The 272-nt window shown below is 62.5% G+C and carries 1 protein-coding gene; it reads left to right on the top strand.

The annotated features are described in order from the left end of the window. On the top strand, positions 1-272 hold a 272-nt coding region (locus SB679_RS24255; RefSeq protein WP_410704806.1), incomplete at both ends, for a helix-turn-helix domain-containing protein.

Genomic DNA, 272 nt, shown 5'->3' with positions numbered 1-272 from the left:
CCTGGCAACGTCAGGGAGCTTCATAACGTGGTCGAGAGCATGCTTCTCACAGCAAGCGCGGAGAGGCTGACGCTCGACGATCTGCCTGCGGAGCTGCGCTCGGGCAACGGGCAGGTAAGCGCCGGCGGTGACGAGCCGGTTTCGCGCGACGGTCGTGTGACGTTGGAAACGACGGAGCATGGTGCGATTCGCAACGCGATCATCATCTCTCATGGGAACCTGACGTCCGCCGCCCGGCACCTGGGCATAGCGAAAAGCACGCTGTATCAGAA

This window comes from Chryseobacterium sp. SIMBA_029 (genome assembly GCF_046535275.1).
Classification (GTDB): Bacteria; Bacteroidota; Bacteroidia; order Flavobacteriales; family Weeksellaceae; genus Chryseobacterium.
Note: the sequence above shows the minus strand (reverse complement) of the source record. Positions and strands in the feature narration are given on the sequence as shown.